At 63.8% G+C, this 24746-nt stretch carries 22 protein-coding genes and 1 tRNA gene; 12 read left to right on the top strand and 11 right to left on the bottom strand.

Annotation, left to right across the window (positions count from 1 at the left end):
* Positions 1-7 precede the first annotated feature (7 nt).
* The gene (locus KEC45_RS06390) at positions 8-1363 is read right to left on the bottom strand and encodes a glycosyltransferase (RefSeq protein ID WP_252171670.1); all 1356 of its coding nucleotides are present in this window, start codon (positions 1361-1363) and stop codon (positions 8-10) included.
* The gene (locus tag KEC45_RS06385) at positions 1354-1578 is read right to left on the bottom strand and encodes a hypothetical protein (protein WP_152682380.1); all 225 of its coding nucleotides are present in this window, start codon (positions 1576-1578) and stop codon (positions 1354-1356) included. Before KEC45_RS06385 ends, KEC45_RS06390 begins: the two co-directional genes overlap by 10 nt.
* On the opposite strand from KEC45_RS06385, the gene KEC45_RS06380 reads away from it, so the two are divergent.
* Both KEC45_RS06380 and KEC45_RS21945 read left to right on the top strand, forming a co-directional pair.
* Positions 1577-2830, top strand: coding sequence for a cell wall hydrolase (locus KEC45_RS06380; protein ID WP_252171669.1), 1254 nt, complete (start codon positions 1577-1579; stop codon positions 2828-2830). The two genes, KEC45_RS06385 and KEC45_RS06380, sit on opposite strands and share 2 nt — an antisense overlap.
* 1 nt (position 2831) lies before the next feature.
* Entirely contained in the window at positions 2832-4214 is a 1383-nt protein-coding gene (locus tag KEC45_RS21945) for a sugar transferase (RefSeq protein WP_368389968.1), read from the top strand.
* Positions 4215-4260: 46 nt separating this feature from the next.
* Here the strand turns inward: KEC45_RS21945 and KEC45_RS06370 are convergent, their stop codons facing one another.
* From KEC45_RS06370 to KEC45_RS06360, 3 genes are all read right to left on the bottom strand, one after another.
* Positions 4261-4638, bottom strand: coding sequence for a response regulator transcription factor (locus KEC45_RS06370; protein WP_062184021.1), 378 nt, complete (start codon positions 4636-4638; stop codon positions 4261-4263).
* An 87-nt stretch (positions 4639-4725) separates the two neighbouring features.
* Positions 4726-5364 (bottom strand): response regulator transcription factor, encoded by a 639-nt coding sequence (locus KEC45_RS06365; protein WP_252171668.1) that lies wholly within the window; start codon positions 5362-5364, stop codon positions 4726-4728.
* Positions 5361-6878, bottom strand: coding sequence for a sensor histidine kinase (locus KEC45_RS06360; RefSeq protein ID WP_193749159.1), 1518 nt, complete (start codon positions 6876-6878; stop codon positions 5361-5363). The genes KEC45_RS06365 and KEC45_RS06360 overlap by 4 nt, the downstream gene beginning before the upstream one ends.
* Positions 6879-7240: 362 nt before the next feature.
* On the opposite strand from KEC45_RS06360, the gene KEC45_RS06355 reads away from it, so the two are divergent.
* From KEC45_RS06355 to KEC45_RS06345, 3 genes are all read left to right on the top strand, one after another.
* Positions 7241-8077 (top strand): alpha/beta fold hydrolase, encoded by an 837-nt coding sequence (locus tag KEC45_RS06355; protein ID WP_062181682.1) that lies wholly within the window; start codon positions 7241-7243, stop codon positions 8075-8077.
* A 129-nt stretch (positions 8078-8206) separates the two neighbouring features.
* Positions 8207-11212, top strand: a complete 3006-nt coding sequence (locus KEC45_RS06350; protein ID WP_252171667.1) for a DUF2339 domain-containing protein — start codon at positions 8207-8209, stop codon at positions 11210-11212.
* 30 nt (positions 11213-11242) lie between these two features.
* Positions 11243-12412, top strand: a complete 1170-nt coding sequence (locus tag KEC45_RS06345) for a benzoate/H(+) symporter BenE family transporter (protein WP_062181686.1) — start codon at positions 11243-11245, stop codon at positions 12410-12412.
* Between the two features lie 19 nt (positions 12413-12431).
* On the opposite strand, the gene KEC45_RS06340 is transcribed toward KEC45_RS06345, so the two are convergent.
* Both KEC45_RS06340 and KEC45_RS06335 read right to left on the bottom strand, forming a co-directional pair.
* A tRNA-Leu gene (locus tag KEC45_RS06340) sits at positions 12432-12516 on the bottom strand.
* A gap of 65 nt (positions 12517-12581) precedes the next feature.
* A complete protein-coding gene (locus KEC45_RS06335; protein WP_252171666.1) occupies positions 12582-14036 on the bottom strand; it encodes a coniferyl aldehyde dehydrogenase in 1455 nt (484 codons plus the stop codon).
* A gap of 160 nt (positions 14037-14196) precedes the next feature.
* On the opposite strand from KEC45_RS06335, the gene KEC45_RS06330 reads away from it, so the two are divergent.
* From KEC45_RS06330 to KEC45_RS06320, 3 genes are all read left to right on the top strand, one after another.
* Entirely contained in the window at positions 14197-15384 is a 1188-nt protein-coding gene (locus KEC45_RS06330) for an acetyl-CoA C-acyltransferase (RefSeq protein WP_062181690.1), read from the top strand.
* A gap of 280 nt (positions 15385-15664) precedes the next feature.
* Positions 15665-16135: a hypothetical protein gene (locus KEC45_RS06325; RefSeq protein WP_083435811.1), complete on the top strand. Its 471-nt coding sequence runs from the start codon at positions 15665-15667 to the stop codon at positions 16133-16135.
* Positions 16136-16264: 129 nt separating this feature from the next.
* Positions 16265-16663, top strand: a complete 399-nt coding sequence (locus KEC45_RS06320) for a hypothetical protein (RefSeq protein WP_062181692.1) — start codon at positions 16265-16267, stop codon at positions 16661-16663.
* Between the two features lie 42 nt (positions 16664-16705).
* Here the strand turns inward: KEC45_RS06320 and KEC45_RS06315 are convergent, their stop codons facing one another.
* On the bottom strand, positions 16706-17164 hold the full coding sequence (locus KEC45_RS06315; RefSeq protein WP_062181696.1) for an SH3 domain-containing protein: 459 nt from the start codon (positions 17162-17164) through the stop codon (positions 16706-16708).
* Positions 17165-17290: 126 nt separating this feature from the next.
* On the opposite strand from KEC45_RS06315, the gene KEC45_RS06310 reads away from it, so the two are divergent.
* On the top strand, positions 17291-18289 hold the full coding sequence (locus KEC45_RS06310; protein WP_062181700.1) for a D-glycerate dehydrogenase: 999 nt from the start codon (positions 17291-17293) through the stop codon (positions 18287-18289).
* 21 nt (positions 18290-18310) lie between these two features.
* Here KEC45_RS06310 and KEC45_RS06305 read toward each other — a convergent pair whose 3' ends face one another.
* From KEC45_RS06305 to KEC45_RS06295, 3 genes are all read right to left on the bottom strand, one after another.
* A complete protein-coding gene (locus KEC45_RS06305) occupies positions 18311-19714 on the bottom strand; it encodes a nitronate monooxygenase family protein (protein ID WP_062181702.1) in 1404 nt (467 codons plus the stop codon).
* Between the two features lie 84 nt (positions 19715-19798).
* Complete coding sequence (locus KEC45_RS06300; RefSeq protein ID WP_062181705.1) at positions 19799-20980, bottom strand: glycosyltransferase; 1182 nt, start codon at positions 20978-20980, stop codon at positions 19799-19801.
* The gene (locus KEC45_RS06295; protein WP_062181707.1) at positions 20977-21882 is read right to left on the bottom strand and encodes an alpha/beta fold hydrolase; all 906 of its coding nucleotides are present in this window, start codon (positions 21880-21882) and stop codon (positions 20977-20979) included. Before KEC45_RS06295 ends, KEC45_RS06300 begins: the two co-directional genes overlap by 4 nt.
* A gap of 150 nt (positions 21883-22032) precedes the next feature.
* On the opposite strand from KEC45_RS06295, the gene astD reads away from it, so the two are divergent.
* From astD to KEC45_RS06280, 3 genes are all read left to right on the top strand, one after another.
* Positions 22033-23478 (top strand): succinylglutamate-semialdehyde dehydrogenase, encoded by a 1446-nt coding sequence (gene astD / locus KEC45_RS06290; protein WP_062181710.1) that lies wholly within the window; start codon positions 22033-22035, stop codon positions 23476-23478.
* 177 nt (positions 23479-23655) lie between these two features.
* Complete coding sequence (gene cobA, locus KEC45_RS06285; RefSeq protein WP_062181713.1) at positions 23656-24453, top strand: uroporphyrinogen-III C-methyltransferase; 798 nt, start codon at positions 23656-23658, stop codon at positions 24451-24453.
* Positions 24450-24746, top strand: coding sequence for a DUF2849 domain-containing protein (locus KEC45_RS06280; protein WP_062181716.1), 297 nt, complete (start codon positions 24450-24452; stop codon positions 24744-24746). Before cobA ends, KEC45_RS06280 begins: the two co-directional genes overlap by 4 nt.

The following is a 24746-nucleotide window of genomic DNA, read 5'->3' as shown; positions in this document are numbered from 1 at the left end:
ATCGGCGCTAAAGACAGGCATCCAAAAGCGCCGCGAGTTCGCGCGCATTGATGTCCGCATGATGCGCCGCAAGCACGCGCGCCCTGCCCGTTCTCCCCATCGCCTCAAGCTGGTCTCGCGGCGCGTCGAGAACCGCCTTCATCGCCTCGGCCAGCTCATCGACGGAGCCCGCCGGGATCAGCCAACCATTTTCGTCATCCACAAGTTCGGGAATGCCCGCAATCGCCGTCGACACCACCGGCCGGCCAAGCGCAAGCGCTTCCATCAGAACAACGGGCAAACCCTCAGCAAAGCTGGGCAGAACCAGCGCACGCGAGGCAGCCAGCAATTTGCGAACATCCTCGGAAGAACGCCATCCCAGCAACCGGATCCGGTGCGTCAGATTCAGGCGCTCGATCTGCTCTTCCAGCACTGCCCGCCCGTCGCCGTCACCGATGATATCGATCGTGAAATCATGCGATCCGGCGATCCGCGCCGCCGCGGCGACCAGTAGCGGCAACCCCTTTTGTGCACTCAGCCTCGCGACACAAGTGAGCGTTCGGCTTTCAAGCCCGGCGGGATCGGTTGCCTCCTCCTGCAGGAAATGCGGCGCAACCGCACAGCGCACCACCTGAATCCGGTCCCAATGTGCTGGGTCGGACCATCGCATAAGCTGGCTCCTGCCGAAGCTTGACACTCCGGCGACAAAAGCCGCGTCGGCAATCTTCCCAGGCAGATCAAGAAGCAGCGGGGCATCGAATTCGTCCGGACCGTGCGCCGTGAAGCTATAGCTGATCGCCGAAAGCCGAGCGGCCAATCGCGCGACGGCCACCGGGTTGGTACCGAAGTGAACATGAACATGCCGGATGTTCCGGCGCTCCATCTGCTCAGCCAGCATCGTCGCCTCCGCAAAATAGGCGATGGCGCGCACGCGGCTTTCGGTCTTTCTGAGCGATCGAACCAGCGCGGAACATGTTTTGCCCGGACGTTTCAAAAAACTGCGCAGGACGGCGCCCGCCAGCAGCCACCAATTCCCGTCGAGAAGCGCCGTCGTTCGCGCCGCTTCGGCCCGATCTTCGGCATCGCTGAAGCTCTCGGGCGTCCGGCGGATCGTAAAGCGGGAAACGTCGATGCCCAGTCGTTCCAGCGCCATGATTTCGGTGCGGATAAAGCTATGGCTGACCTTGGGATAAACATTCACCAGATAAGCGACTTTGCGCGATGTCGGCGAGATGCCGTCGCTTTCGTCGGCTCTCGCGGACACGGCGATGCTTGGCCTCTTCATGCCGCTTGTCGTCGCCTGCCCTGTTGTCTGAAACCCGGTCAGCATCTTGTCCCCATCCTGCCCGGCACGCTTATGGAGCAAAGCGGATGTCAGGGGCATTCCCCCTTCATCCAACCAGTTTCGTGTTCTGCTTTCCCCTTATGATTATTCCCTAGCCGAAACTCATGACGCAAATCCCAGCCTAGTTTTTGACGATAGGAATGACGCGCCGTCTGGCGCAGGCTTTGAGCAGTATCGGAGCCATCAATGACCTGCACTTCTTGCTTTGGACCAATGCAAGCCAAGTTTGACCAGCCGGAGTGAATGCGGGTCATGGCTAGTATTGCGCCTCCCGATCCATCAGCCGGCGGTTCGCTCGACATTGTCGCTGCGATCTCCCGATGGCTATCCGCGCTGCTGACGGTCCGAACGACGGTTATCGTTCTGCTGGCATGCATCGGCCTCGTCCTCATATTCGCCGACCAGGGCACAGGAAAACCGGAGGATCACTCTAAGTCCGCATCGTCCGGTCAGTCCGCCTCCGGAATAGCGGCGCCCCTCCTCCCACCGGGGGTACAACCGGCCGCGACGACTGGGCCCGAGGCCGAAAAGGCGCGGCTCATCAACGACAGCATAGCGATCGTGCCGGCTGGACGTGTTGCGGCCAAGCCCTTCTTTTGGGCCGGGAACATGGCGGACCGCGAGCGGGCGACCGATTGCCTTGCCGCCACAGGCTATTATGAAGCCGGCACGCGTGCGGCGGATCAGCGCGCGGTGATGCAGGTTGTGCTCAACAGAGTCCGGCATCCCGCCTTCCCGCACTCGATTTGCGGCGTCGTCTTCCAGGGCGCGGAACGCAAGACCGGCTGCCAGTTCACCTTTGCGTGCGATGGTTCGATGGCGCGCCGTCAACCATCGGCCGCTATCTGGCGCCAGGCTCGCATCACTGCGTCGGAAATGCTCACCGGACAGATCGAACCGGCCGTTGGCAATGCCACCCATTACCACACCGATTGGGTTCATCCGGCGTGGAGCAGCCAGATGAACAAGATCGCCGCTATCGACACGCATCTGTTTTTCCGCTGGCGCGGCAACATCGGGGAACCTCAGTCGTTCACCACGCGCTATTCGGGATCGGAGCCGCTGATCGCCAGGCTGGCTGGTCTGTCGATCGCGCATCGCGAAGGTCTGTTGACGGCCGACGCGCCTCTGCCGGTCGTGCCTTTTGGAGCCGCCGCCCTGCCGTCCATGCGGCCGGAAAATGCGCTGACGGCCGCACGCGAAATATTGCCAGATCAAGCGCGCGCGCCGGACGCCGACGTTTTCCTCGTAACGCTCGACAAAGCGGGTGCCGACGGCTTTGCCCGCCAGGCCGAACTGGCATGTGCCGGCAAAACGACCTGCCGTTTCCTCGGGTGGACGAACCCCGCTTACAAAGCCAGCCAGTTCCCGGTTTCGGGCCGGGCGATCGACACGCTGTCGTTCAGTTACGTCAGGCAGGGGGCAAGCGACGCCGGCAAAGCACGCTGGAACTGTAACGAATTTCCGCGCGGCGACCGCGCCCAATGCCTCCGGCGCGGAGGGTGACATGAACACGATCGCGCATGATTTTCGCAATTCCGTCGTCGTTCATTTCCAGAGCAAGCCGTCCAAAGAGATGGTCCGCTTGCGCTTGATCGCGCTTCTTGTGATTCTCGATATCCTGTCGATCCAGCTTGTATTCGTTGCCGTGAACCAGATGTTCATCGGAACCACCATGTTACGTGGGCTGGGCTTTGCGGTGGGTTCGGTCATTCCGATCTTCCTGATCAGCGCGTTCATGGTGCGCGCCTACTCGGGGCCTGGTATCTTACGGCCAAGCGCCTCGATCGGCGGTATCCTGTTGGCCTTGATGATCAGCGCAACCGTGCTCGGGCTGATGATTTTCTCCCTGGGCGCCGGACCGCATATATCCCGCCCCGGGGTTGCGACGACATTCGCGCTTGCGGCGGTGATGATGTCGGCGGTCCACTATTACCATGCCAGATACGCGAACAAGATTCTCGACGGCTCGCTCTATTCGGTCATCGAACTTTATGATGGCCCGCTTCCTCGGACCGACGACGATATCGAGGTCGATTCCAACTTCTTCTTTGATCCCGTCAATCCCTCGCCCGCGAGCTTTGACCGGCTGTCGCACATAATCGGCCGCGTCGATCGCGTGATCGTACATTGCTCCACCCAGCGTCGCGCGGCATGGGCGGACGTGCTTCAAGGAATGAATGTCCACGCCGAGTTCATGGCAAAGGAATGGACCGATATACGGCCCCTGGGCATTGGAGAGCATAATGGCAGCCGCACCGTCGTCGTCGCGCGGGGCCCGCTCAATCTGCACGATCGCATCATCAAGCGCAGCTTCGATATCGCTTTTTCTGTCGCTGCACTGATTCTGCTCACACCAGTGATGCTGGTCGCCGCCATCGCCATCAGGCTGGACAGTCCCGGACCCGTGTTTTTCGTTCAGCCGCGGATCGGGCGCCAGAATCAGCTCTTCAGCCTGATCAAGTTCCGCAGCATGCGCCAGGACTGCTGTGACAAGGCCGGTTCCCAGTCAACCAGCAGGCAGGATCAGCGCGTAACGCGGATCGGCAATTTCATTCGACGGACAAGCATCGACGAACTGCCACAGTTCATCAACATATTGAAAGGCGACATGAGCGTTGTCGGGCCGCGTCCGCACGCCGTAAGCTCGACGGCCGAAGACCGGCTCTTCTGGGATATCGACAACCGATATTGGCACCGGCACGCCTGCCGCCCTGGCCTGACCGGTCTTGCTCAGATTCAGGGGCTGCGCGGAGCGACCGCCTGTGTAAAGGATCTCGTCGACCGCGTCGAAGCCGACCTGCAATATCTGCAGTCCTGGTCCTTCTGGAACGACATCAGGATCGTGTTTCAAACGTTCAAGGTCATCGTGCACGTCAATACTTTCTGACGGCGGACGTAAGCCATAATCGGCGCTTCCTGCTTCGAACCGCGGTCTAGCGGACCGCCCTCTCGATCGCATCGAGCAGGCCCTCGGGATCGACCGGCTTGGTCAGGAAAGCCACCGCGCCGGCCTTCTCTGCCTGTCCCCGGACGATCTCGGTCGGATAGGCGGTCATGATGATTATCGGGACGCTCCAGCCGCGACGGCCGGCTTCGGCTTGAAGTTCCAGCCCGGTCATTCCGGGCATATGCAGGTCGGTGACGATGCAGGCGAGATCATCCTCGATTCCCGCTGCCAACATCTCCTCGGCACTGGCAAAACAGCGCGGGTTCATCATCGCCGAGCGAAGAAGGCTGTCGATGCTGCCCCGGACGTCGGGGTCATCGTCGACGATCGCGATAGTGGGCACGATGGCGCGGGAAACAGACACGAACCCAATCACTCCGGCAAAATCATGGCGCGACGCGCCATCCCATCGCCCCCGTCTGAAGCATCGCGTCCGGTTCCGCTATCATACTCAGATGTTAAAGCGGTGGATGCTCTCGTCGCGAATGCCGAGCTGTTCGGCCATTCGGACAAGGTCGGCGAGCGACTGGGCTTCCATCTTCTTCATCACGTTACCGCGGTGGATCTTCACAGTGATTTCCGACAGGCTAAGCCGCGCGGCGACCTGCTTGTTCATCAGGCCGGTGACGACAAGGCTCATCACTTCGGCCTCGCGCGGGGTCAGCTTGCCATAGCCCTGCCTCAACCTGGCGGTCTCGGCACCCGCTTCGCGCCGCTCCCTACTTTTTTCTATCCCGTTCGCGACCGCGCGAAGCAGTTGCTCATCGCTGAAGGGCTTGGGCAGAAAATCGATCGCGCCCGCCTTCATGCCGCGCACGGTCATCGGAATGTCGCCGTGACCGGTGACGAGGATCACCGGAATCTCGCGCCGTTCAGCCGCAAGCCAATCCTGAAAGTCGAGGCCGTTTTCACCTCGCAGACGGATGTCGAGTATCAGGCAGGACGGCGCATCAACGACGGCCGCCGCCCGAAACGCATCGGTCGAGGCGTGAAGCGCGACCTCGAAACCCGCGGAACGCAGCAAGCTGCCCAGTGCACCGCGCATCCCGGCATCGTCGTCGATCACATGAACCAGTGCAGCACCCGTCATGCCCCCATCTCCTTCGCACCCGCGATCGGCAGGCTGAACCGAAAGGTCGCGCCGCGATCGTCATTGTTGGCGGCCGACAGCGATCCGCCATGCTGCTCGATAATCGACCGGCAAATCGAAAGCCCCATGCCGAGACCGGTCGATTTGGTCGTAAAGAAGGGTGCGAACAGGCTTTCGGGGTCGACCAGGATACCGGTGCCGCAATCGCGCACGGCAATCATTACCTCATGGTCGCCCCGCATCGCATCGACGCACAGTTCGCGCTGGTCGAGCGGCGTGTCCGCCATCGCCTGTTCGGCATTGAGCATCAGGTTCATCAGCACCTGTTGAATTTGGACGCGATCGCCCGCGACGGGTGGCAATCCTTCCGGGATCGAGACCCGGATTGCAACGCCGTGCGTCTGCAGGTCGCGCCGCAACAAAGCGACGGTCTCATCGATCAACGGCACCAGTTCGATCACTCCCCGTTCGGGATCGGCCTTGCGCGCCATATCGCGGATCCGCGCGATCACGTCGGCGGCGCGCGTGCCGTTGGCCGCGATCTGATCGAGGCATTCGGACACTTCGGGCGCATCGGGAGCCTCGCGCGCAAGCCAGCGCTTGCCGGACTTCGCATAGGTCACGACCGCCGACAGCGGCTGATTGACTTCATGCGCGATCGACGCCGCAAGTTGCCCCAATGTCGTCACCCGCGACACATGCGTCAGTTCGGCCTGCGACTGGGCGAGCCGCGCCTGCGCCCGGTTCCGTTCGGTCACATCGAGCGCCATCACCAGCACGCGTTTCCAGCCACCGTCACCCGGCGGCAAGGTGACGTGAAGCACCACATCGACAACGTCGCCGGACGCCGAAAGAAATTGCGTTTCCTGCTCGATCAGCGTGTCGCCCCTCCCCAGCGCGGCAACGATCACCCCCAACGTCGCCTGCGCCGCCGGGGTGTGGTGGTCGACGATCGTGCCGCCGATCAGCGCGCTTCGATCGGACAGGCCAAACAACCGTGCGGCGGCATCATTGGCGTCGAGGATGGTCGCCGCCCGCGCGATCCGGTCGACCGCATCTGGATCGAGCGTAGCGCCGCTGCGGACTGCGGCATGGGCTTCCGACCAGTCGCCCTCCCAGATCGGCAGTCCCGCCGCGTTGAAAATGGTGCGGTAGCGCTCGTCGGACCGGCGGCGTTCCTCGATCGCGACCTGATGACGGACACACAGCAAGGTCGTGATGCCGATCGCCACAAGGCTGACTCCGAGGCGCATCGTCGCCGAGCCGGGCGGGTCGCCCCAATGGCTGAGATAATAGCCGCCAATCGCAAGGAGCGCCGAAACGATACCGGCAAGCATCATCGAACCACGATGATGCGCGCGCGCCATGATGAGTACGACGACGGTATAGAGCACCGCGACAGCGCCTTGCAGCGGCGTCAGGACATCGAGCGCGAAGATCGCGAGCGCGAACAGCAGCGCCGCGACGCCGTGCAGGCGCTTCGACAGCTGCTGACCCTCGGCATCCTCGCGCATCATTACATCCCGAAAACGCCCTAATGCGAAATGCCCGGGCGACGGCAGGCTGGACGAGGCGGAAGGAGAGCGCAACAGCGATGGCATATGCGGACTCACGCCCTGAAGATGCGGCGCACTTGCGGGGTGCCGTCTGCGGCAATGGCTGCGGGCTGCACAAAGGTCATCGGGCATTCTTTCCGGTTGGCAGCGAGACTGTCCTCCGGTGATCTCCGATCGCGCGGCGCAGCGCCATCATACGCAAGTTTAATCCGATGGGTGCGATCCGAAACCTGCGTATAATGGCGCCGCTGGACGGTAACGGCGATGCTCCAGTCGTCGGACGGGTATCCAGCCCGGTTCCTCTGCAACGGAGAATGCTCATGGCTTTTGTCACCACCTCGGACGGCAACGAAATCTTCTATAAGGACTGGGGTCCCAAGGATGCCCAACCGATCATGTTCCATCACGGCTGGCCGCTGTCCTCCGACGATTGGGACACGCAAATGCTCTTCTTTCTCGCCAACGGTTATCGCGTCGTCGCGCACGACCGCCGGGGGCATGGCCGTTCGTCGCAGACCGACATAGGCCATGACATGGACCATTATGCCGCCGACGCCTCGGCGGTCGTCGAACATCTCGACCTCCAGAACGCAGTGCATATCGGCCATTCAACCGGCGGCGGACAGGTCGCACGCTATGTCGCCAAATATGGCCAGCCGCAGGGCCGCGTCGCGAAGGCGGTGCTGGTCAGCGCGGTCCCGCCGCTCATGGTCCGGACCGAAAGCAACCCCGGCGGCACGCCGATCGAGGTGTTCGACGATTTCCGCAGGGCGCTCGCCGCCGATCGCGCGGGCTTTTTCCTCGATGTGGCCTCGGGCCCCTTCTATGGCTTCAACCGCCCAGGTGCGAAGGTATCGGAAGCCATCGTCCGCAACTGGTGGCGCCAAGGCATGATGGGCAGCGCACTCGCCCACCATGAAGGCATCAAGGCCTTTTCCGAAACCGACCAGACCGGCGATCTGAAGGCTATCACCGTTCCGACGCTGGTGCTGCAGGGCGACGACGATCAGGTCGTACCGTACAAGAACGCCGCCCTGCTACAGGCCGAACTGCTGCAGAATGCGACACTGAAAATCTATCCCGGCTTTCCGCACGGCATGCTGACCACCCATGCCGACGTCATCAACCCCGACTTGCTCGCGTTCATCCGGAGCTGACGGTCACGGCGGCGACGGGCGTGTGTCCGCCGCCGCCACGAACGGTGAAGAGCCGGAATTTGACCCGCTTGCCAAACAGTTCGAAATTGTTCCCGCAGCCTGCTAGGGAGGCAGGCTGAAGGGATCAACGTGTTCGACTTCTTCGCGTTTCTTGCCATCGTCATCCTGTTCATCATGCTGATGGACACGCGCGGCCGGTTGAAACGGGCCGAGGCGACCCTGCTCGAAGCGGCAAAGCGGATCGGCGCGCTACAACGCGGGGCTGGCAGATCGCTGGACGAAATCGAGCGCCCCGGGGAGGTCGCACCGGACGTCCCCGACGCTCCCCCTGTTGCACCGGCCAGAACTAAAGCCGTCGCGGCTCCCGCGGCTCCCCCATCCGCAATATCCGCGCTCCAACCCGCCGAGGCGCCCGAGCCAGCCGAGGCGCGCGAACCCGCACCTGCTCCCCTTCACGCCGCCGCGCCGGTTCCAAAACCGGCGGCGAAGCCCGCCGCATCGGAACCCCAACTCAGTCTCGCCTCACGCTTCGAAAACCTGTTCGGCAAGACGCTGCCGATCTGGGCCGGTGGGCTGACGCTTGCCATCGCCGGCGTACTGATCGTTCGCTATGCGATCGATGCCGGCTTCTTTGCGCGCATCTTCACCCCCGGGGTGCAGATCATTGCCGGACTGATCTTCGGCCTTGGGCTGATCGGCGGCGCCGAATATGCTTGGCGCAACGAGGAAAAATTGCGCGATGTGCGCGTGCCGCAGGCGCTCTCGGGCGCGGGCATAGCGACGCTCTATGCGGCCATCATGGTCGCCGCCAACGTCTATCAGTTGATCGGACCGCTGTTCGCCTTCGTCGCTCTCGCGCTCGTCACGGCCGCGGCGCTCGGCCTCTCGCTCCGTTTTGGCCCACCGAGCGCGTTGCTCGGGCTCGCAGGCGGGCTAGCTGCGCCCGCCATGGTCGGCGCCGTCGAGCCCAATGTACCGCTGCTCGCCGTCTATCTGGCGCTGACCATCGCCGGGCTCGCCGGCGTCGCGCGCGCCAGGCGATGGCCGTGGCTGGCGCTAGCGGCGCTGATCGGCGGGATCGGCTGGGGAATTTGGATGGTCGTCGCGAGCGCTGCACTCGACGTGGTCGCGTCGCTCTCGATCGGCGGCTTCGTACTTCTTCTCGCCATCGCGCTGCCGATGATGGCGTTCGAGGGGCCGCGCTCGACCGCGCTGCGCACCGCCTCTGCCGTGGTTGGTGCGCTTCAGTTGGCTTTGCTTGTCGGCTATGGCGGCTTTACGCCGCTCCATTGGGGCCTGTTCGCGCTGATCGCGGGCGCCGGCCAATGGCTGGCGTGGCGCGAGCGCAATTTCGCGATCGTCCCCACGATCAGCCTATTGTTGTCGCTCGCGCTGCTGGTCGCCTGGCCCGATCCCACGCCCTTCTGGTTCGCGCTGATCGGGCTGTCGCTCCTCGTTATCCATGCCGCTCCGCTCCTCGTTCGGATGTGGGCGATCCCCAAAAAGCTGCGCCCGACGCTCGAGTTCTGCGTCATCGCGATCGCGGGCGTCCCGCTCACCAAATGGCATTTTTGGGGCATCGCCGACGGATCGCTCGCACTGGTGGCGCTGGGCGGCGCGCTGTTGGCCGCAGCCGTTATCGCGCGCGGCTGGAGCGTAGAGGGACGCACAGATGACAGTCGCGTCGCATGGCTGGCCGCGACAGCGGGCGGGTTGTTCGCGCTCGCTCTATTGCTTGTCCTGCCCGCCTGGCTGGCACCGCTCGTTATCGCGGCGGTCGCAACGCTACTCTTCTTCTTTGGGAAAGCCGCACATGATCGGCGTATCGAACGCGTCGCGGCGGGATTCGTCGGCGCCGCGCTCGTCGCGCTGGTCGCACCGCCACGAGCCCTTGCCGAACTGCCGCGGCTGGTCGAGGGCGCGGACAGCCCCGATGGATTGGCGATCCTGCGCTGGGCAGGTCTCGCGGCCGCCGCGCTGCTTTTCGCGGTTCGCGGCGAAGGCGCCGTCATGCGCCGGCTCGGCCAGGTCGCCGCAGCCGTGCTCGCATATGGGGCCTTTGCGCAGATTATATCGGCCGGCGCGTTGATGCTTGTCCCGGCACTAGGCGGAGCGGCGACGCTTCTTGCCACAAGGCGCGTTCCATTCGGCCGAATAGACGCAGCCGCAGCAACCCTTGCGGCGGCCAGCCTCGCGTGGGCCGCGCTTCCACTTTTCATATGGTCGACGAAAGCCCTGCTGTCGCTTGTCGCCATTCCGATGCAGTTCGATGCAGCGCCGATCATGGCCGAACCGCTGCTGCTACGCCTGCTGCTTCCCGCGGTACTTTTCGGCGTGCCGACGTGGCTGATCCGCGACACGCTGCCCCGCTGGCTATGGATCGCTGCGATCACCCTCGCCGCGCTGATCGCCGGCATCGCTATCCATTCGCTCTATCGTCTCGGTTTCGCCGCAACGGCGGGCACGGACTTCGCCGCGACGGGCATTCTTCAGCGGCTGATCTGGGAGACGCTATTGATCGGCGCGGGATGGTCCGCCATGACCCGTGGAATGATCGCCGCGGCGCGTCCGCTGATCGTTGCCGGTACGGCGCATGCCCTGTTCTATGGCCTGATACTCCACAATCCCTTGTGGTCGGCGCAGGCAGTGGGCAGTTGGCCGCTTATCAATCTGCTCGTCCCGCTGTACCTGTTGCCATGGCTGGGGCTGACACGCCTTCCCATGCTGTTCGGCAAGACGTCCGCTCCGATCGAGCGCGCGGTCCAGATCGGGTCGATGCTCCTCATCGCGGGCTTCGCCTGGGCAACGCTTCGCCAGCTTTTCCACGGGTCGCTCCTCGCCCAGCCGGGCGTCACCGAGGCCGAGAATATCCTGCGCTCGATCCTCATCCTTGCGCTTGCACTCGGTTTCCTTCTGTGGGGTATCCGGACCAGGCGCCACGACTGGCGCATCGCTTCGCTGGTGCTGATGATCGGTGCCGCGGGCAAGGTCTTCCTCTTCGACGCATCGGGGCTCGAGGGGCTTGCGCGGATCGGTTCGTTCGTCGCGCTCGGTTTCAGCCTGATCGGGATCGGCTGGCTCTATAGTCGCCAGCTTGCCCCCGACCGCGACAATTCCGCCCCCGCTTCGACCTGAAGCGCGCGAATAATCATAGAATGAGAAATAATGCTGCGTAGCATTCCCCCCGTCCCGGCCTGGTCGTCGGCGCTCATCGCCGCACTCGTGGGCTTCGGCGGGACAATCGCGCTCGTCGTCCAGGCCATGCGCAACCTCGGGGCTTCGGCCGGCCAGACGGGATCGGCGGTGACGGCGCTATGCCTTGGCATCGCGCTCGCCGGCGCGGCGCTTTCCTGGCGGCTGCGTATGCCCGTCGTGCTCGCCTGGTCGACTCCGGGCGCGGCGCTGCTCGCCGCCACGGCATCGGGCCTGTCGTGGCCGGTCGCGATCGGCATCTTCCTGTCAGCCGCGTTGATGATGATCCTGCTCGGCATAGTACCGGCGCTCGGGAGGCTTGCCGAGCGCATCCCGCCCTCGATCGCCTCGGCGATGCTCGCCGGCGTCCTCCTGCCCTTTTGCCTCAAGCTTTTCGCCCTTGGCGCCGCCGACCCGCTGCTCGTTGCGCTGCTCGTCGCGATCTTTGTCGCGGCGCGGGCGCGCTTTCCGCTCTACGCCCTGCTCCTTGCGCTTGCGGCGGGCATGGCGCTTACACTGCTGCGCGGCGACATCGGCCCGCTGGCGCCTGGCGCGACGTTCGGTACGCTCGTGCCCGTCGCACCAGCTTTCGACGTCCGCGCGATTCTCAGCGTCGGCGTGCCGCTGTTCCTCGTTACGCTGGTGTCGCAGAACCTGCCCGGCCTCGTCGTGCTGCGCAGCGCCGGCTACGCACCGCCGCCGCGCCCATTGATCATCGGCAGCGGTGTCGCATGGCTCGCCGCGGCGCCTTTTGGGGCCCACGGCCTGAATCTCGCGGCGATCACGGCGGCGATCTGCACGGCCGAGGAAGCGCATCCCGATCGTGCGAAAAGGTGGATCGTCGGCATGCTCTATGCTGGCTTCTATCTGCTGCTGGCGATCTTCTCGCCGCTGCTCGTCCGTGTCTTTCTGGCCCTGCCGCCCACGGTCATCGCGGCGCTGGCCGGCGTGGCGCTAATCCCGGCGCTACTCGGCGCGATGGAGGCGATGTTCGTTGCAAAGGCGGACCGCGATCCGGCCATCCTGACATTTCTGGCGACCGGATCTGGGCTGACCCTGTTTGGGCTGGGTTCGGCTTTCTGGGGTCTCGTTGTCGGATTTCTGGCGCTAGCCGCGGGCAGATGGCTGGCCGCGCGCGCCTGAAGATTTGCCGGTTATCAGTTGGTGCCCCTGGCCGGACTCGAACCAGCACTCCTTGCGGAACTCGATTTTGAGTCGAGCGCGTCTACCAATTTCACCACAGGGGCCCAGAAAACACGGGCGCGCAAAAGCGCGGCGCATCCCCTAGGGCGAAGCGCCGCATCTTGCCAAGCTATTTCTTGAGCTCTTTAGCAAGTGTCTTTGCCGTCGCCTTACCATAGGGCGGCTTGAACCCCGCAAGACCCGCAACGTCGAGCTTGGGCTGGCGATAGACGGCGCGCGCATGGCTGAAGGTGCGGAAACCGTCGACCCCATGATAATTGCCCATCCCCGACGGCCCAACGCCGCCAAAGGGCAAATCCTCCATCGCATTGTGGAAGAGAACGTCGTTGACCGTGACACCCCCCGAAATGGTGCGCGTCAGCACACGATCCTCCTCGCTCTTGTCCTGTCCGAAATAATAAAGGCCGAGCGGGCGATCGTTCGCGTTCACATAGTCGATCGCGTCGTCGATCGTCTTGTAGGTCTTGACCGGCAGGATCGGGCCGAAAATTTCCTCCTGCATCACTTTCATGTCGTCGGTCGGGTTGCGCACGATATGGAGCGGCATCTTGTGCCCGTTCGAGCTGGCAAAATCCTCGCCGCCGGGATTGACCTCGATCACCTCGGCGCCCTTCTCGCGCGCATCGGCGAGGTAGCTCTGCAAACGATCATAATTGCGCGTGTTAACAACGGACGTGTAGTCGTCGTTGGCGAGCAAGGTCGGATAGAGCGCGGTCGCGCCCTTCGTGACGCTGTCGATCACCTCGCCTTCCTGATCCTCGGCGACGAGCAGATAGTCGGGAGCAAGGCAAATCTGCCCGGCGTTCATCATCTTGCCGAGCGCGACGCGCTGGCCGACGAGATCCTTGTTCGCGCTGCGCCCGATAAAGGTCGGCGATTTGCCGCCGAGTTCCAGCGTCACCGGGACCAGATTGTCTGCCGCGGCGCGCATGATGTGACGCCCGACGCTCGTCGCGCCCGTGAAGATCATATGGTCGAAGGCAAGCTTCGAGAAGGCAACCCCCACGTCGGAATCGCCGGTGAACACCGCCATCTCGCTTTCGTCGAAATAGTCGGGCACCAACCGCGCCATCAGCGCCGAGACATTTTCGGTGAATTCCGACGGCTTGATCATCGCGCGGTTGCCCGCCGCCAGCACGCCCGCCATCGGCACGAATACCATGCCGACCGGGAAATTCCACGGCGCGACGATGCCGACGACACCCTTCGGCTGATAGACGACTTCGGCCTTGGCGCCCAGAAGCCCGAGCGGAAAGGTCGGTTTGCGCTTCTCGCCCCTGGACCAGCTCGCCATATGCTTTTTCGCGTGTTTGAGCGCGCTGACCGAGGGCATGATGTCGGTCATCAGCGTCTGTTCGCGGCTGCGGTGGCCGAAATCTTCGCTAACCGCCTTCGCAAATTCTTCCGCATTGTCGACGAGCAGCGCGATCGCCCGATCGATGCGGTCGGTGCGAACGCTCAGGCTTTCGGGCATGGCGGCGGTAAAGCTCGCCTTTTGCGCTGCGAGCACCTCTTGCATCCGTGCCGTTTCGCCGGCGATGTCCTGCTTGATTGCGGTGGCCATGACCCGTCTCCCCTATATCTGTTCGGCCGTCGTTTGATCATGCCGCGCGGCGGGTTGCAAGATGAAACCGGCCGCCCATCTAGGCCGTACCTCTTTCGCAAGTGCAGCAAAGGCGCTAAGCGACCCGCCGACGTATCTTTCCCCTACGGAGTCTCTCGATATGACCGCAACTGATCCCGTCGTTTTCCTTTCCTACGCGCGCACCCCGATGGGCAGCATGCAGGGCAGCCTTTCGGACGCTAGCGCGACCGATCTCGGCGCGACCGCGGTCAAGGCGGCGGTTGAGCGCGCGGGCGTGTCGGGCGACGATATCGAGCGCATCTATATGGGCTGCGTGCTTCCCGCGGGGCTTGGCCAGGCACCGGCACGTCAGGCCGCGATCAAGGCCGGCCTGCCCAAGTCGGTTCAGGCAACGACCGTGAACAAGGTGTGCGGTTCGGGCATGCAGACCGTGATCATGGGCGCCGAGGCGCTCGCCGCTGGCAGCATCGACCTCGTCGTCGCGGGCGGCATGGAATCGATGACCAACGCCCCCTATCTGCTCAAGAAGCATCGCGGCGGCGCGCGCATCGGCCACGACACCGCCTATGACCATATGTTCCTCGACGGACTGGAAGACGCTTATGAAGCGGGCCGCGCGATGGGCACCTTTGCGCAGGACACCGCCGACGCATACCAGCTCTCGCGGCAGGCGCAGGACGACTATTCGATCGAATCGCTGAGCCGCGCCAAGGCCGCGATCGCCGACGGTGCTTTCGCCAATGAAATCGCACCCGTCACCATCTCGGGTCGCAAGGGCGACGTGATCGTCGACACCGACGAAGCGCCCGGCAAGGGCATGCCAGACAAGATTCCGACGCTGAAGCCCGCCTTTGCCAAGGATGGCACGATCACCGCAGCGACCAGCTCATCGATTTCGGACGGCGCCGCAGCCGTCGTGCTGACGCGTCAGTCGGTTGCCGAAGCCAAGGGAGCGAAGCCGGTCGCAAAGCTCGTTGCGCACGCCGCGCATGCACAGGAGCCCAAGGATTTCACCGTCGCGCCCGTCGGCGCGATCAACAAGGTGCTGGCAAAGGCCGGCTGGACGATCGGCGATGTCGACCTGTTCGAAGTCAATGAAGCCTTCGCTTGCGTCGCGATGTTCGCGATGCACGACCTCGGCATCCCGCACGAAAAGATCAACGTCCATGGCGGCGCAACCGCGCTCGGTCATCCGATCGGTGCCAGCGGCACGCGCATCATCACGACGCTGATCGCGGCGCTCCAGCGTCACGGGAAGACGCGCGGCATCGCGAGCCTCTGCATCGGCGGCGGCGAAGCGACCGCGGTGGCGATCGAACTCGTCTGAACCTATCACTCCTCGTCATTGCGAGGAGCGCAGCGACGCGGCAATCCAGTGCGGTGACCACCGCCCTGGATTGCTTCGCTCCGCTCGCAATGACGAAATTGAAGCGTTCCCGGCATCAAACCCGCAAGTACGACGCCCGATCGCATTCCGGCGACAATTTGCGACACTAATGACCTGAAAATAAACGCGGCATTCCGGTTCGGTTCAAACCGACTCGCCTAAACCATTCCTGTCATCGGGCGAAATCCCCTCCCCCCTGACGATGCAAAGGAATGGCACAATGAAGAAGATGAAATTTCTCACCGCCGGCCTGATCGCCGCGATGATGGTTCCGGCTGTCGCGCAGGCGCAGAATCGCGAAATCCGTAATGATCGCAAGGAATTGCGCGAAGAACAGCGCGACCTGCGTAACGCTCAGCGTTACGGCGACCACCGCGACGTCCGCGATGCCCGCCATGACGTCCGCGACGCGCGGAAGGACCTGCGCGAAAGCCAGCGCGACTGGCGCCGCGACACGCGCTACCAGAATTATCGCGCGCCGTTCAAATATCAGTCGTTCCGTGTCGGTTCGACCCTGCGTTCGAACTATTACGCGCCCAGCTATCGCCCGACCTGGGACAGCCGCTGGGGTGTGCCGCGCGCCGGTCGCAACCTGACTTACGTGCGCCACTACAACGACCTGCTGCTCGTCAACGAGCGGAATGGCCGGGTGGTCAAGGTTTACCGGAACCACTTCAACTGGCGCCGCTAAACGATAATATCCTTTCGTTTCAAAGAGGGTCGATGGGCAACCATCGGCCCTTTTTGCGGTCGGCGATTGTCGTTGCGACTTGGCCGCGAAGGGCATAGCCTGCGGCCGTTCTTGTGGGGAGAAATCGACATGAAAAAACTGGTTCTGCTAGCCACGCTCGCGACGCTGTCGGCCTGTTCGCAAAAAACCGAGAAGTCGAAAGAACCCGCAGCGACCCCGACTGAAACCGCAGCGCCTGCACCCGCAGCCAATCCGGGAACCGCTCCGGGCAGCTATGACGTCAAAATGGCCGACGGCACGACGGCTTCGACGGTCATCAACGCCGACGGAACCTATGTCGACACCGACGCGGCCGGAAAAACCGTCAAAAAGGGCAAGTTCGCGCACAAGGACGGCAAGGATTGTTTTGATCCCGACGGCGATGAGGCTGAGGCATGCTGGGCGCTCTCGCCCGTTGCTGCCGACGGCAGCTTCACCGCTACGGCACCCGACGGAACCGCTGTAACGGTTACACCAAAGAAGAGCTAAACAATCGTCAGGAAGCGGTATTCGCCGAATATCCGGGAGCGATCAGTCGCCCCAGATATGGTCGGTCTGGATCCAGCCCTTGCGGCCCTTCACGTCGAACAGGCACCAGCCGTTCTTGCAGTCGGTAATCCGACCGACCACGCCGGGCTCGGCGCGATAGGCGACCGCCGCCGACGCACTCGCGTCTTCGCGCATCGGACGGACTTCACCGATCACTATCGCGGTGCGTGTCCGGCTTAGGAGCCGCGCTGCCATCCAGCCTTGCGTCCCGTCGGGATCCTCGATCTTGCGCCATGTTTCGAATCGCGCGACGACCTTTACGGGCAAATCTTTCCGGCGATACTCCCAGATTACCGGCACATCGGGTGATGGTCCCTTGCGCATCCGCGCTTCGTCGACGTTGATCGACGCCCAATAGGGCAATTCGACGTCGGATTGGGCTGTGGCCGGTCCCACGGTGGCCATCAGCACGGCGGCGATCAAGATATGGCGGCAGGTCATCGCTCTGCCTTGTCAAACTCATACCCGCATTTCAACCGTTCGCCGTGCAAAAGGCTGCGTTCGTCCCCAGCCTTTTTCATCTCGGACGCTCTTGACCGCCATGGCGCGGCGCGCTCTATCGGCGCCATGCCCGATTCATCACGTCCCAAACGCCCGCGCGTCATCGTCACCCGCCAACTGATGCCGCACGTCGAAGGCCGCATGGCCGAATTGTTCGACGTGTCGCTGTCGGCGCGCGATGAGGCTTTCACGCGCGACCAGTTGAAGGCGGCCGTCGCCGACTGCGACGTCTTCGTACCTACGGTGACCGACGAGATCGACGCGGATATCATCAATTCCGCGGGCGACCGGCTGAAGCTGATCGCCAATTTCGGCGCGGGAGTCGATCATATCGACCTCGCCGCCGCGCGGGCAAAGGGCATCATGGTGTCGAATACGCCCGGCGTCTTCACCGAAGATACCGCCGATATGACGATGGCGCTGATCCTCAGCGTCCCGCGCCGGCTCGCCGAAGGTGAGAAACTGATGCGTTCGGGCCAATGGGCCGGCTGGGCGCCGAGCGCGATGCTCGGGCACCGCGTCGGCGGCAAATTGCTCGGCATCATTGGCATGGGCCGTATCGGCCTGGCGGTCGCACGCCGTGCCCGCGCGTTCGGCCTGTCGATCCATTATCACAACCGTCGCCGCCTGCCCGAAGCGATCGAAGAAGAACTCGGCGCAAGCTATCATGCGAGCGTCGACACGCTGCTCAGGATCAGCGACGTGGTCACGATCCACTGCCCGCACACCAGCGAGACGCACGAGATGGTCAATGCGGCGCGGATCGGCGCAATGAAGCCGACCGCTTATCTGATCAACACGGCGCGCGGCGAAATCGTCGATGAAAAGGCGCTGGTCGCGGCGCTCCAGACCGGCCGCATCGCCGGCGCGGGGCTCGATGTCTATACGCATGAGCCCGCGGTCGACCCGGCCTTGCTCGCGCTCGACAATGTCGTGCTGCTCCCGCACCTCGGTTCGGCGACGATCGAGGGTCGGGAGGCGTCGGGCGAAAAGGTTATCGCCAACATCCGCGCCTGGTGCGACGGCCATCGTCCGCCCGATCAGGTGCTGGAGGGTTGGGCCTGAGCCCCACCCCTCCCAAATCCATCAATCGCCCGTCAAAATCCGATCGACGAGTTGCTTCACCGTCGGCGTGAAGTTGTTCGAATAAAAGGGATCGGTCTTGAAATTGAATGCGGCATGGCCCGCAAACATCAAATTCTGCTCGGTATCGCCATCGTGCGCGATGTCCTGCAGCGTCTTCTGAATGCAGAAGCTGCGGGGGTCGGCGAGATAGCCGGTGGTGTAATCGTCATGGTCCTTCCATGACGAAAAACCGCAATGCGAGAGGCAGCCCATGCAATCGGTCTGATCCTTGCGGATCATCGCCTTGTCCACCTCGGTCACGAAGACTACCGTGTTGTCGGGGGTCTTAAGCGCTTCGGTGTAGCCCTCGGCGAACCAGTCGCGCGCGCGGGCGCGGTCGTGCGGGGTGACCCAGAAATTCTTGCCCTTCACTCCGACGTCAAGTTGGACGATGTGATCGCCCGCTTCCTGCTTCGAATAGGGAATCTGCCGCTCCGACCGCGCTTCGAGATCGCGGAGGAACGGGTTGCGCACCGCGCTCGAGTAGAAACCCGTCGGCGAGAAGCGGTGCAGCAGCACGTCACCGTCGTCGAGCGTGCGCAAGCGATCCTTCCACTGTTGCGGAATCGGGCTTTCCTCGGTCAGCAGCGGCCGCGTGCCGTATTGGAACGCGATTTGACCGAGTTCAGGATTGTCGATCCAGTTTTCCCAGTCGCGCAAATACCAGACGCCGCCCGCCATCACGATCGGCACATCGTCCGCAATCCCCTCGGCACGCATCGTTTCGCGCACCGCGGCGACGCGCGGATAGGGGTCCTGTGGCACCAGCGGATCTTCGGCGTTCGACAGGCCGTTATGCCCGCCAGCAAGCCAGGGATCTTCGTACACCACCGCGCCAAGCAAATGCGGAACCTTGCTGTACGCGCGCTTCCACAGCGCGCGAAAGGCGCGCGCCGAGCTGATGATCGGCAGATACAGCACATTGTGCCGCGCGGCGATTTCGCTCAGCTTGTACGGCATGCCTGCGCCGCAGGTGACGCCTGCGACAAGACCTTTGGTCCGTTCCAGCACCCCTTCGAGAATCTGCTGCGCGCCGCCCATTTCCCAGAGCACGTTGATGTTGATCGCACCCTTGCCACCCGACACGTCATACGCGCGCTTGACCTGTGCGACGGCACCTTCGATCCCGTACTGGATCAGCTCCTCGTGACGCTCCTTGCGCGTCAGCGCGCGATAGATTTGCGGAATGATCTTGCCTTCGGCGTCATAGCTGTCGGCGTTCACCGCCGACACGGTGCCAATCCCGCCCGCCGCGGCCCAGGCGCCGCTGGACATATGGTTGGTCGCCGACACGCCCTTGCCGCCTTCGACCAGCGGCCAGACTTCACGCCCGCCATAAAGGATGGGCTTCAAACCTTTGAACACTCTAGACCTTCTCTCTCTCCGCCGATCCGCGCCTGCGAACCGGCCCCCGTTGCCGCTTGCGTAAGCGGAAATTCGGCTCTTTTGTCAATCGAAGCCGACCCATCCGCCGCTGAACGGCCCATAACCTTCAAGCGCGCGAGCATAGAGCTTTTCATAAGCGTCGACCATAATAGATTCGTCGAACCGTTCCGCCGCCACCCGCCGGTTCGCGGCGCCGACATCGGCACGATGCGCGGCACTTTCTACAACTTCCGCGAGCGCCACACGAAAAGCGCCCTCGTCGCCAGCGATATATGGCCGGTTCGCATCCGACACCATCGTCGCAACATCACCAACCACAGGACTCACGACAGGCAGCCCCGCGGCCATCGCCTCGATCACCGCGATCGGCGCCTGTTCACTCAGCGATGATAGCACGAGCAAGTCGAAATGCCCGATCCAGCGCGCAGGCTCCGCCATGAAGCCGGGCATGACCAGCCGATCCGCCATGCCCGACGCCCTTGCCTGGGCTTCGATTGCCGCGCGCTCCGGACCTTCTCCGACGATTACCAGCCGGACATGCGGCGGCAAGGTCGCTACGGCGCGCACCAGCCTCGGCAAATCCTTGACCTTGCGCAACCCCGCCACCGTGCCGATCACGACCTCCCCGTCGCGACGTTGGAAACCGGGGATCCGCGTCGAAGGCCCCGTCGCGTAAGCCGCGACGTCTATGCCGTTGCGGATCAGGTGGGTGCGGGGTCCGACGCCCCATTCATCGGCGGCGATCCGCTGCAAAATTGTCGAGGGCACCGCGACGCCGAGCGTGTGTTTCAGCGCCGCGCGGCGGAACAGGTTGCGTTTCCAGTTGCGCCGGACGCTTTCGTCCTCGTTGAACCCGTCCTCATGATGGATAAGGCTGGGCGGCATATGGTCCCACAGTCGGTTCCAATGGAGGCGATGCGCCATCACCCCATCCATCGCCCCCCAATTATAGCTCAGCACCAGCTCGAAATTCAGCATGTAATGCGCGAGGTCGCGGTATCGGCCGAGCGAGGGCTTGCCGTGAAGGGGCGGCGCATCCTTCGGAAAATCGACCACAATTCGAGGATCGATCGCCTCTCGCGCGCCGAGCGCTTCGGGCATTGCCGAGAGGATCGTGTGATGCGCGCGGTCCCCCATCAGGTTCATCAACCGGACGGCACGCGCCTCCTTTCCGCCAAGCGAAAAACTCGAATGGAGGTGCAAAATGCGGATCGGCCAGGGTGGCGCAGGCTCGTCCGCGCTCACGCCTGCGGAAGCTCCGCGGCCCACGCGTCGATCGCCGCACGCGCCTCGGGTTCGTCCATGGTCGGCGCATGACCGACGCCCGGCACTTCGATCAGCCGTGCGCGCGGCAATTCGGCTGCCATTTTCTCTCCCGCCGGGCGCGCCAATATGTCCGAAAGCGCGCCGCGCAGGATCAGCAGCGGAACGTCGCCGAGCGCGCGATATGCGGGCCACAGATCGACCCCGGCATCGCCACCGTTCGGCACGCGCAGCGGCGCCGCGATCTGCTTGTCATAATCGGTGACGATCCTGCCCTCGGGCGTAAGTCTGTGCGTGCGCTTGGTCAGCCGCAGCCAGTCGTGGATGCCATAGCCCGGGTAGACCGAACCGTTAAGTTCGGCGAACGCCCGGGCAGCATGCATCCACGTCGGCTGGCTGCCGCCGGCGCCGATATAATCGCGGATGCGCTCGAGCCCGGCCGCTTGGAGTTCGGGACCGACGTCGTTCAGTACCACGCCGACAAGACGCCCCGGCAGCGTCGCGGCCATCAGCATCGCGACCAGTCCGCCGAGCGACGTGCCGATCGCCGCGAAACGCACGATCTTGAGTTCGTCGAGCAGCGCGACCACGTCCTGCACATAGGTCAGCGGGACATAGGTCATCGGATCCTTGGCATAGGCGCTCTCGCCCCGCCCGCGAAACTCGATGACGATTACCTTGCGATATTGTGCGACATGCGGGGCCAGCGCCTCGAAATCGCGCGCGTTGCGTGCCAGCCCGGGCATGCACAGCACCGGCGGAGCAGTTTCGCTGCCGTCGGGGCCTGCATAGACGCGCGCGTGCAGCCGGACGCCGTCGTGCGACCACCAATATTGGTCCGACCAGTCGCGGCGCCCATCCTGCTTTGCATCCTGCTGGGCCAATATGGCACGTCCCCTTGCTTCGTCTCAAATGCCCCGACGCGGGACTCGCCCCCGTCTATCGCCAACCGCGCCGCGCGGCGCAAGCAATCCGTGGCGCCGACGCGGCGCAGGTTGCCCCTGCCCGCTTTCACCGATAAGACGCGGACGACCATGAGCGAGCCCTTGATTTCCTTCGAACCCGCAACCGGCGAAGAGCTCTGGCGCGGGCCGGTCAGCGACATCGATACCGAGGTCGAAATTGCCCGTCGCGCCTGGCCTGAATGGGCGGCGAAACCCGTCACCTTCCGTACCGAAACACTCCGCCGCTTCGTCGACCGCGTAAAGGCCGAGGGTGAAGCATTTGCAGATCTGATCGCCCGCGAAACCGGCAAGCCGCTTTGGGAAGCGCGAACCGAAGTCGAATCGGTCGCGAACAAGGTCGATATTTCGGTCAAAGCCTATGCCGAACGCACTTCCAACCGGCGGATCGAGGGCGCGATGGGGCTCCGCAACGCGGTGCGGCACAAGCCGCACGGCGCGCTTGCAGTGCTCGGCCCCTATAATTTCCCTGCACACCTGCCCAACGGCCATATCGTCCCCGCGCTGATCGCCGGAAATTCGGTGCTGTTCAAACCGTCGGAGAAGACGCCCGCTGTCGGCGCGAAGCTGGTCGAACTGTTTCACAGCGCCGGCGTCCCGCCGGAGGTGCTTCGCCTCGTCATCGGCGGCCCCGAAACGGGCAAGGCGCTCGCGGGCCATGAAGGCATCGACGGGCTGCTCTTCACCGGATCGGCGCGCACCGGACTTGCGCTCAATCGTCAGTTTGCGGGCAAGCCGGGCAAGATGCTCGCGCTCGAAATGGGGGGTAATAACCCGATCGTCGTGTGGGACACCGCCGACATCCGCACCGCCGCGATCATCGTCGTCCAGTCGGCGTTTCTCAGCGCCGGGCAGCGCTGCAGCAATGCGCGCCGGCTGATCGTCAGGGACAGTCTCGCCGATGCGCTGGTCGACGAGGTTTGCCAGATCGCGAACCGGTTGATCGTCGACCATCCGCACGCCGATCCATCACCCTATATGGGGCCGGTGATCGACAATGAGGCGGCCGACGGTCTGACCGAAAGCTTCCTGATCCTGATGTCGAACGGCGGCAAGGTGATCCGCCATATGACGCGGCCGATCGCCGGGCGCCCCTTCCTGACGCCCGGTATCATTGACGTCACCGCCATGCGCGAACGTCCCGATATCGAGCTGTTCGGTCCGCTTTTGCAGGTTGTTCGCGTCGACAGCTTCGAGGCGGCAATCGCCGAGGCGAACAACACTGCCTTTGGCCTGTCGGCATCGCTGATCGGCGGCACACCGCAACTTTACGACCAGTTCTGGGCCAATGCGCGTGCGGGCGTCATCAACTGGAACCGACCGACCAACGGCGCCTCGTCGGCGGCTCCGTTCGGCGGCATCGGACTGTCGGGCAATCATCGGCCCAGCGCCTTCTATGCAGCCGACTATTGCGCCTATCCGGTGGCATCGGCCGAAAGCGATTCGATCCGCGCGTCGATTGGTGTCGGCCTGCGCGATCCCGAAGGGTCGCAGCTGGTGACGAAGAAATATCTATAGCCCACTCGTCATTGCGAGGAGCCGAAGGCGACGCGGTAATCAGAGCGTGCGCGGATTGCTCGGGATTGTTTCGCTCCGCTCGCAATGACGAAGTGATGTTGGCCACCCAATTTTACCTTCACCAGCGTCAATAAAGCCTGCTTTGCCAATCGCGACCGCCGCGATCATCTATCCTGCATGGCAAAGACTCTTCCTCCTGCGGGCAAGCTCTGGCTCGTCGGCGCCGGCCCCGGCGACCCCGACCTGTTGACGCTGCGCGCCGCGCGATTGCTGGAAAGCGCCGACCTCGTCGTGCACGATGGGCTGGTCGGCGAAGGCGTGCTGGCGCTGATCCCGCCCAATGTCGAACGGATCAGCGTCGCCAAGCAGCGCAGTCGCCACACGATGAAGCAGAAACTCATCAACGAATTGATCGTCCGCGAAACGCTGGCCGGCAAGCAGGTCGTGCGCCTGAAGGGTGGCGATCCCTTCATCTTCGGCCGCGGCGGCGAAGAACTCGACGCAGCACGCGAAGCCGGCGCTGCGGTCGAGGTCGTCCCCGGCATCACCGCTGCGGCGGGCTGCGCCGCGCAGGCGGGCCTCCCCCTGACCCACCGCGAAGATGCAAGCGCGGTCAGCTTCGTCGCGGGGCAGTGCAAGGATCTGACCGATCAGGATTGGTCGGGGCTCGCAGGCCATGGCCGGACGCTGGTTATCTATATGGGCCTCGCGACGGCCAACGCCATCGCCGACAAGCTCATCGCCGACGGCGTGTCGCCCGATCTGCCGGTTGCCATCGTCGAACGCGGGACCACCGCCGACGCGCGGGTGCTGCGTACGCTTCTGACCGATCTCGGCGACCTCGTTGCGCGCGAGAAGGTCGCCAGTCCGGCGCTGATCATCGTCGGCAAGGTTGCAGCGCGCGCCGATGCGCTCGACTGCCTCGGCACGCCAGGCGTCGCTGAAAACATCGAAAACATAAGGGACTTCACATGAAACTGCTCACGGGCAACGACCTGAAAACAGGATTTGTCACCTGGTGGACCGGCGCCGACTGGTCGCTGCACATCGAAGACGCAGCCGACGTCGGCGAGCATGGCGAAGCGATCCTCGCCGCCGAGGAAGGCGCGCGCCGCGTCAACGCCCCCTATATCATCGCAGGCGAAGCAACCGCCGAAGGCCCGCGACCCGCGCACATCAAGGACCGCATCCGCGCCTTGGGTCCGACCGTGCGCCCCGACCTGACACTGAAACCCGCCGATCCCGCGGCCGGCGACTGGGTGATCTGA

Source organism: Sphingopyxis sp. USTB-05 (genome assembly GCF_023822045.1).
GTDB lineage: Bacteria > Pseudomonadota > Alphaproteobacteria > Sphingomonadales > Sphingomonadaceae > Sphingopyxis.
This window is presented reverse-complemented; position numbering and strand designations above follow the sequence as displayed.

Coding starts and splice junctions, on each gene's coding strand:
- KEC45_RS06280 (WP_062181716.1), top strand. CDS start 24,450: ATGAAACTGCTCACGGGCAACGACCTGAAAACAGGATTTGTCACCTGG.
- KEC45_RS06320 (WP_062181692.1), top strand. CDS start 16,265: ATGAAAAAACTGGTTCTGCTAGCCACGCTCGCGACGCTGTCGGCCTGT.
- KEC45_RS06325 (WP_083435811.1), top strand. CDS start 15,665: ATGAAGAAGATGAAATTTCTCACCGCCGGCCTGATCGCCGCGATGATG.
- KEC45_RS06385 (WP_152682380.1), bottom strand. CDS start 1,578: ATGACCCGCATTCACTCCGGCTGGTCAAACTTGGCTTGCATTGGTCCA.
- astD (WP_062181710.1), top strand. CDS start 22,033: ATGAGCGAGCCCTTGATTTCCTTCGAACCCGCAACCGGCGAAGAGCTC.
- KEC45_RS06310 (WP_062181700.1), top strand. CDS start 17,291: ATGCCCGATTCATCACGTCCCAAACGCCCGCGCGTCATCGTCACCCGC.
- cobA (WP_062181713.1), top strand. CDS start 23,656: ATGGCAAAGACTCTTCCTCCTGCGGGCAAGCTCTGGCTCGTCGGCGCC.
- KEC45_RS06380 (WP_252171669.1), top strand. CDS start 1,577: ATGGCTAGTATTGCGCCTCCCGATCCATCAGCCGGCGGTTCGCTCGAC.
- KEC45_RS21945 (WP_368389968.1), top strand. CDS start 2,832: ATGAACACGATCGCGCATGATTTTCGCAATTCCGTCGTCGTTCATTTC.
- KEC45_RS06330 (WP_062181690.1), top strand. CDS start 14,197: ATGACCGCAACTGATCCCGTCGTTTTCCTTTCCTACGCGCGCACCCCG.
- KEC45_RS06345 (WP_062181686.1), top strand. CDS start 11,243: ATGCTGCGTAGCATTCCCCCCGTCCCGGCCTGGTCGTCGGCGCTCATC.
- KEC45_RS06355 (WP_062181682.1), top strand. CDS start 7,241: ATGGCTTTTGTCACCACCTCGGACGGCAACGAAATCTTCTATAAGGAC.
- KEC45_RS06365 (WP_252171668.1), bottom strand. CDS start 5,364: ATGACGGGTGCTGCACTGGTTCATGTGATCGACGACGATGCCGGGATG.
- KEC45_RS06335 (WP_252171666.1), bottom strand. CDS start 14,036: ATGGCCACCGCAATCAAGCAGGACATCGCCGGCGAAACGGCACGGATG.
- KEC45_RS06390 (WP_252171670.1), bottom strand. CDS start 1,363: ATGCCCCTGACATCCGCTTTGCTCCATAAGCGTGCCGGGCAGGATGGG.
- KEC45_RS06360 (WP_193749159.1), bottom strand. CDS start 6,878: ATGCGCGAGGATGCCGAGGGTCAGCAGCTGTCGAAGCGCCTGCACGGC.
- KEC45_RS06315 (WP_062181696.1), bottom strand. CDS start 17,164: ATGACCTGCCGCCATATCTTGATCGCCGCCGTGCTGATGGCCACCGTG.